Annotated in this window: 4 protein-coding genes and 1 pseudogene; all 5 read right to left on the bottom strand. The window is 60.3% G+C overall.

All coding sequences use genetic code 11. From position 1 onward, the window contains the following. Window positions 1-231 precede the first annotated feature (231 nt). Entirely contained in the window at window positions 232-2,151 is a 1,920-nt protein-coding gene (gene recQ, locus G503_RS0103990) for a DNA helicase RecQ (protein WP_028026559.1), read from the bottom strand. Window positions 2,152-2,474: 323 nt separating this feature from the next. Continuing rightward, a complete protein-coding gene (locus G503_RS0103995) occupies window positions 2,475-3,416 on the bottom strand; it encodes a ubiquitin-like domain-containing protein (protein WP_028026560.1) in 942 nt (313 codons plus the stop codon). A 16-nt stretch (window positions 3,417-3,432) separates the two neighbouring features. Beyond that, the gene (locus tag G503_RS13615; protein ID WP_051190896.1) at window positions 3,433-4,884 is read right to left on the bottom strand and encodes an alginate O-acetyltransferase AlgX-related protein; all 1,452 of its coding nucleotides are present in this window, start codon (window positions 4,882-4,884) and stop codon (window positions 3,433-3,435) included. A gap of 10 nt (window positions 4,885-4,894) precedes the next feature. Then, on the bottom strand, window positions 4,895-6,256 hold the full coding sequence (locus G503_RS0104005) for an MBOAT family O-acyltransferase (RefSeq protein ID WP_202805160.1): 1,362 nt from the start codon (window positions 6,254-6,256) through the stop codon (window positions 4,895-4,897). 116 nt (window positions 6,257-6,372) lie between these two features. Then, window positions 6,373-7,332 (bottom strand): annotated as a pseudogene (locus G503_RS16675) (N-acetylmuramoyl-L-alanine amidase family protein); the annotation flags it as partial.

A 7,332-nucleotide genomic window follows, 5' to 3' on the forward strand; every position in this document is an offset into this window, starting at 1 on the left:
GCCCCGCAATTCGCCCAGAAACAAGGATGTAACGCGGAAGGGAGCGAAGGCGACTGTGAGAAAGCCCTCGTTTCCGAAATTATGGACAAACCTGGACAAGACGCACGTTTGTCAGAGTTTGAAGACGCGCCGAGAGTCATTGCGGAGCCAGAAAACTCTGACAAACGTGCATTTTGTCGTACCGTTCCACGCCAGCGCTCTGGCAAACGCACATTTTGTCCAGAAGGCATGCTATCGGTTGGCGTTTTCGAACGCGGCGATTTCCTCGATAAAGGCAGCGCCGTAGGTTTGCAGTTTCTTCTGGCCCACGCCGGGCACGTCGAGGAATGCCGCCTCCGTCGTGGGGCGGGCGGCGGCGAGGGCAGCCAGGGTTGAGTTGTGGAACACCACATAGGGCGGCACCTCGGCCTCGTCGGCCAGGCGCTTGCGCAGGGCGCGCAAGCGCTCGAACAGCGCCTCGGTCGCCGCATCGGGGGCTTCCCCGGCTTCTCCCCCACCGAAGGTGTGCCCGGAGCCGACAGCGCGGGTCTGAGATTCCCGGAGCGCCGACTTCTTTCGCGATGGTTTGGGCGTTTGCTTCATGGTAAGGCGGAAGTCCTCCTCGGCGGCCTCGCGGTAGCGCGGCCCGAAGCCTACCACGGGGAACTTCCCCTCGGTGATGGCCAGATACTCGCCGGCGGCCAAAAGCTCGACCACCTCCAGAAGCAGCGGGCGCTTCGCGTCCACCGACCCGTAGCAGGACAGGCCCGTGAGACCCCACTGCCGCAGGTTCTCGGTATCGGCGCCGCGCAGCACGTCGACCACCGTGGTCTTGCCGAAGCGGCCCCGCAGGGCCTGCACGCAGCGCATCACCGCACGGGCCTCGGCCGTCACGTCCACAGCCTCGAATTGCCCGGCGCAGTTCGAACAGCAGCGTGGATCGGGCGCGGACCCTCCCTCGCTTTCCCCGTCTTCCCCGAAATAGCGGAGGAGATAGCGACGCAGACAGTCGGTGGTGTAGCAGTAGCCCACCATGGACTCCAGCATGCGACGGCGACCAGCGCGCACCACCTCGGACTCTTCGGGCGTGAGCGCCTCATTGGACGACTCCTGTTCGATGAAGAAGCGCCCCGTGGCGATGTCGCCGTCGCACCACAAAAGCAGGCATTCCGCCGACGATCCGTCACGGCCGGCGCGGCCGGCCTCCTGGTAGTAGGCCTCCACCGAGCCAGGCATATTGAAGTGGGCCACGTAGCTGACGTTCGACTTGTCGATGCCCATGCCAAAGGCGTTAGTGGCCACCATCACCGGCGCATCATCGGCAACGAAAGCCCGCTGGTTGCTCTCGCGCTCGTCCGGGGAAAGACCCGCATGGTAGCGTGTGGCCGCAACGCCGCGCTCCCGCAGGTGAGCGCAGACCTCCTCCACCGTGGCACGCTTAGAGCAGTACACGATGCCGCTCTCGGTGCGACGCTCGTCGATGAAGCGATCGAGCCGCGCCAGCTTGCGCTTGGGCTCGTGACGCTCCACGGCAAAGCGCAGGTTCGGTCGGTCGAAGCCCGTCACCGTGACCGCGGGGTCGGCCAGGCCCAGCAGGCGCACGATGTCGGCCCGCACACGACCCGTGGCCGTAGCCGTCAGCGCCGCCACGACCGGGCGGCAGGGCAGTGCCGCGATGAAGTCGCCGATGGCCAGGTAGGAGGGACGGAAGTCCTGGCCCCACTGGGACACGCAATGGGCCTCGTCCACCGCCACGAGGGGGATGAGCGCCTCGCGAGCAAAGGCTAGAAAGCGCGGGTCGTCCAGCCGCTCGGGCGCCACGTACATGAGGTCGTAGGCCCCCGCACTCGCCCGGCGCAGCACCTCGCCCTGCTGAGACGGACTCAGCGTGGAGTTCAGGTAGGCGCCCCGCACGCCCGCCTCCTTGAGCGACCGCACTTGATCGGCCATGAGCGATACCAGAGGGCTGATAACCAGCGTCAGGCCGTCCAGCACCACCGCCGGCACCTGGTAGCACACCGACTTCCCCGCCCCGGTGGGCATGACCGCCAAAACGTCGCGTCCCGCCAGCACCGAGGCCACCACCGCCTCCTGCCCCGCCCGAAACGAGCCGTAGCCGAAGTACGTCTCCAGAACTTCCCGCGCCGCCTCAAGCCGCCCGCGATCTCCCATGCTACGCCCCCAGCTCATATCCACACCCAGCATCGTTCAATGCCAATTTCCGTGCGCGCATTGTATCACAATCTTTTTACGATAAATGATCAACAGGGTGAGCAGATATGAGTCAACCGAGGAGCCCGTTCCCTGCCGCGGTTCCGCAGGCTGCTCCGACTATCGCCCGCAGCCGCCAACCGTCCCCGGGCGGCCTGAAGCCCGCCCCTACGAAACGACGCGAACCGCACCCATCGTCGACACAGCAAACCCCCACCTCTCATGTATGAGAGGTGGGGGCAAATTAGCGCCAGGAGCGCGGGTCCTCCATGCGCTGCAGCTCCTTAGTACTCCTCGTACGTCATCGATCCGTCAGACCAGGTGATCTCGTAGTACCCGTGGCCGTCTCCACTGCAATTGGGAACCTGCGTTCTGCTTACAATGCTCTTTTCGGACGATTTGTTCGAAGACGAGCCGCTGTTCCTGCTCGAGGTGTTGTTGCTCGCAGCCGGCTCTGGCTTCTTCACATAGCGGGTGACGGTAATAAGCATGCCGTCCTCAAGCGGAGCAGCCGTATCGACATCGACTTTATCGCCGTCTTTCAAAGTAACCCCCGCGCTATCGAGAGCATCCTGCACTGTGCCGTTGACCATTGCCACGTCGATGTTCTCCCCGTCAACTGCGACGACGACATGCTTCATCCGCTCGACGGTGATCGTCACGTCCCCATCGCCGATCTCGGAATCAAGAGACGGCGACACCTCATCGCCCTCCGCCAAAGTGACCCCCGCTTTGTTGAGAGCGTCCTGCACGGTGCCATCGACCATCGCCACCTCGATGTTCTCCCCGTCAACTGCGACAACAATGCTCTTCACACGCTCGACGGTGACCGTCAATCCCTCGCCGGTAATCTCGGTGTCAAGGGAAGGTGACACCTCATCGCCTTCCGCCAGCGTAACACCTGCCTCCTCCAAGGCATCCCGCACCGTGCCACGCAAAAGCTCGACATCGATATTCTTGCCATCAACGGCGATGACCACCTTCTTCATGCGCTCGATGGTGATGACCTCCCCCTCGTCCTTGATCTCGGAATCAAGAGACGGCGACACCTCGTCACCTTCGTTCACCGCAATACCCGCGGCAGACAGGATATCGCCCACTGTCTCTCCTGCATGGGCGCTCACCTCGGTGCTCTTTCCCTCATCAAGCACATTCACCGTAATCTCTTTGGGACCGCAAGCGCACAGTGCGACCATCGCAAACGCCATAATCGCAATTACGGCCACGCACTTGGCAATTCCTCTAGTATTCGTAATTTTTGTCATCGCAATTCCTCTCAATATTTACCGTGTTTGAACCTACCGCCTTAAACCCTGCCGAATCACGAACAACCACTGAAATCGACAACGTAGACAGGTCTTCATAATCGCCTGCGTCCAAGTAGGCAATGAACGCGTCTTCGCGTTGGTCCGTGAGAAAGTCGTAGCACTCATAGAGTGTCCCATACCCCTCGTCGTCACGAACATAAAGATAGACAGGAGACGAGCCCTCCCCCAGTTCCTCGTCAACCAATCCCGTTACCTCGAGATACAGTGGCGAGTTTTCGCTCATCTTTACCGTGAGATCGAAACTCTTTGTCGTGACCAAATCGATCGATTCGGCCTCAACAATAGGAGCTCTCATAATAGGCGGCTGGGTGAGGAACCATCCAATATTGCGTTCGGCAATCACAAAGACCACGTCGTCGGGCTGATACTGGCCAAGCGATATATCGAGCATGACCGGGAACGACTTGCTGAAAATCGCATCGCCGAAAGCGGATGCGAAAAACGGGAGGAGCAGATTGCCAAACGAGTCTCGGTACATGAAAAGCGAGTCCCGAGCATCGCCGTTTTCAGTCCGAATGAACGGCTCTTCGACCGAAGCAGTCTCGGTGACGTACTGATAGGCGCCCTCTGCGCCGTAATAGTAGTTCAACTCGGGATGGCCAATGGAAGGATACATCATCTTATTTAGATCGCCGACGAAATCCTCCCGTTCTTCAACCCGCACGTCGGCATAGTCATCGTGGGGCTTCTCGAGCTCCGAAAGGACAGCATGGTAGGCAAGAAGCGCCCCTTTGTTGTTCCAGTGGGAATCACGAGAGAAATAGAGCGTCTCGTCATGCCCTTCGAAGACATCGAAAAGATTGCAGTAGGCCACCGAGCTATCTGCCAGGGCGGCGTTGAGCAGCGTGCGATTCCTGTCGGCCGACTCATCGACGCGGTAATAACTCGGCATATGCTCAGGATAAAGCGTGTTCTTGTTCGGGGCCACAGCGAACAAGAACTGCGCACCATGCTCCTCGGTGCGCTGTTGAACAAGGGCGAGATTGTGGACGATCCCATCGATTTGTTCCTTGCTGAGCGCATTTCGGCCTTGATAGTCATCCAGCGTGGAGGCATAGTAGAGCCAGCCATCTGTGCCGGCAACGACCGAATCAAGATTCGATACGCCGAAGATGCTGCTTTGGATGACGGCATCTGCCGTGATGATATCAGGACGAAACGCGAAATGCTGCTCGAAGTATTTCCCAAGATCGGAGAGGATATTCGCGTTGAAGACACCGTCCTCTTCCATAGCCCGCGGCAAGTCTAGACTCTGCTCGTTTCCAACGGGCTGGGTCGTCGGTTTGGCAATCATCCCGAGAGAAGGGACGAGACACACCGCAAGACATGCGGTTATGAATACCAGCGGACCGATTTTTCTCACCATACCCCTCCTCTCAGAACCTGAAATAAATAAACGGGTGATAACCACCAGCGGACAGTCGCACGATGCACCAGACAAGACCGATAAAGGCCAGCACGTAAAGCAGGGCAGAGACGATCTTCCAGGGAAGCGTCAAATCCGCTGAACTATAGAGGATCTCCCGAAGTTTGTCGGCAATGGGCACGATCGGCCCGCTGCCGACAACAGCGGCCGCCAACATAGTCAAAAACCAAGGAGTGAGCTGCTCGTAAAACAGCGCAGTATGCGCCCCGGAGAAGTCGAAGCCGAAAAACATGCTTCCGAAATAACTGAGCGCGTAGGGCAGCGTGTCTGCCCTAAACAGAACAAAGCCGAGAGTTACCACGAGAATCGTGTATAAATGGCCGAAGAATTTCGGCATTCTCTTAAGGATCGGGACATACTCCTCAATGAGTAGGAAAAGCCCGTGCCACAAACCCCAAACCACAAATGTCCAGCTCGCTCCATGCCAAAGGCCGCACAGGAAAAACACCGTGAGGCGATTCAAGACCGCACGGGGCTTGCCCTTCCGATTGCCGCCCAGGGGGATGTAGAGATACTCCTTGAACCAAGTGGAGAGCGAGATATGCCACCGGCGCCAGAAATCTTGGACGTTCAAGGCGCTATAGGGGTAATTGAAGTTCTCCTTGAACTTGAACCCGAACATCATCCCGAGGCCGAGCGCCATGTCGGAATAGCCGCTGAAGTCGTAGTAGATCTGGAAGATATAGGCGATGGCCCCGAGCCATGCGGTCAGAATGCACAACTCGGAGGAAGGGGTCGAGAACATGACATCGGCAACCTGCCCCATGGTATCGGCAATGAGCACCTTCTTTGCGAGTCCGCAGATGAAACGCCTGAGTCCATGGGCGATGTTCTCGACACTTTGCCGCCTACCAACGATCATCTCCTCGATATCGCGATATTTGACAATGGGACCCGCGATAAGCTGCGGGAAAAATGAGATGTAAAGCAGCACGTAGAAGAAGTTCCGCTGCACGGCGACCGCGCCACGATACACGTCTATAACGTATGAGAGCGCCTGAAACGTGAAGAACGATATGCCTATGGGGAGGGCGATGGCGGGCACGGGCAGACTGGTTCCGAAGGCGGTGTTGCAAGTATCGACGATCATCCCCGAGTACTTGAACACCACCAACAAACCCAAATTTGCGACAATAGCCATGATTACCGCGAACCTGTTCTTGCCTTCCGCATGCTTTGGCGTCTTGGAAATCCAAAGCGCACAGAGGTAATTCATCAACGAGCTTCCAAGCATCAGGAAGACGTACACCGGCTCCCCGTAGGCGTAGAAGGTCAGACTCGCGATGATGAGCAGGGCGTTTTTAGCCTTCAAGGAAGGCACAACGGTATAGAGGAGGAACACCCCCGCCAAAAACGTACACAAGAATACTATTGAGCTAAAAACCATGAGCTAATCTCGATACCGTATCGGCTTCAACATCAGAGACGCTAGATGGCAACACGATGCCAGGGGGAATCAGCGGGGCACCGGTCCGTGTACCCCGGCCCTCCCGGCGCATGGATGGGCCTGGCAAAATAGCTCTCCGAGCGATGGTTCTTCTCCCACTCGGGGTCATAGACGAGCCCGTCAATCTCGGCCCAGCCATGACCGCCGCTATTGCACGCGTACACGTTCTCGTAACCGATAGCCTTGGCCATGAACGCCATTGCCGCAGCGCAGCTCAGGCAGTTCCCCCCGCGGCCCACGAAGATGTCGTCGGCGTAGATGGTCTCCCAGCCGCTGGCCCTCATGTGGGGCACACGCGGGTTGTACTCGGGGAAGTCGTCGCGGATGTGCACGTAGGCGGCCCACAGCTTCTGCTCCTTGGTCATGGAGGGGTCGGTGCACAGCTCGACCTCCCTGAGGGCGCGGGCGTAGACGGCCGCGTGGGCCTCCGACACCGGCAGCCAGGCGCCCGAGGAGGCGAACACGTAGGTCTTGCCGTCGATGGTGCGCGCGCCGGTGGCCATCACGCCGTCGGCGTCCATCCAGTACCAGGTGCCGCCCAGGTCGAGCCAGCCGGTGTGGGCCACGCCGCCGGGGCCGCCGTAGAACCACGCGCCGCCGAACTGCTGCCAGCCGGCGAGGGGGCGGCCCTGGGCGTCGCGCAGGACGACCGCGCCGCCCTCCCGGGTGCCCACCCGCGCGATGGCGCCGGAGGAGGACGCGTAGCCCACCTCGCCGCCGCCGAGGTCGACGACCGCGTCGGAGGCCATGGCGCCCGAGGCGCCGAAGGAGTAGAGGGCCCCGCCGACGCTCTCGACGCCGCCCGCGGCCATGGCGCCGGAGGGCCGCAGCCAGTACCAGGCGCCCCCGTCGAGCAGCCAGCCGGTGGCCATGGCGCCGGAGGGCCGCAGGTAGTACCAGTCGCCGCCGACGCGCTGCCAGCCGGTGAGCATGGCGCCCGA

Source organism: Adlercreutzia mucosicola DSM 19490 (assembly GCF_000422625.1).
Classification (GTDB): Bacteria; Actinomycetota; Coriobacteriia; order Coriobacteriales; family Eggerthellaceae; genus Adlercreutzia; species Adlercreutzia mucosicola.